The 300-nt window shown below is 45.7% G+C and carries 1 pseudogene; it reads left to right on the top strand.

Going from position 1 to position 300, the window contains the following annotated elements:
* Positions 1-300 (top strand): annotated as a pseudogene (locus AB4133_RS21970) (MBL fold metallo-hydrolase); the annotation flags it as partial.

Below are 300 nucleotides of genomic sequence, written 5' to 3'. Positions count from 1 at the left end.
AGGCTTACCTAGAAAAATATGACTTAACGGTAAATTGGGGAATTGAAGACTGGCAAACTATCGACTTTCTAGACGGAAAGCTCACCGCGGTTCCGGCTTTGCACGGCCATGGATGGATTCACAAGGTAATGGCTAATGGTGTTGGATTTTTCTTGGAGCTCCCCAATGAGCCTTCTATTTACATTAGCGGTGATACAGTTCTAACCGATGATGTAAAACGAGCGTTGACTGAGTTGAAACCTGATATCACAGTAGTCGCGGCAGGTCGTGCTCGTATGGACGTTGGTCAACCGTTATTGA

The organism is Vibrio sp. 10N.286.52.F8 (assembly GCF_041468745.1).
GTDB classification, from domain to species: Bacteria; Pseudomonadota; Gammaproteobacteria; order Enterobacterales; family Vibrionaceae; genus Vibrio; species Vibrio crassostreae_C.
The sequence above is the reverse complement of the archived record's forward strand: the minus strand, read 5'-3'. Positions and strand labels throughout refer to the sequence as shown.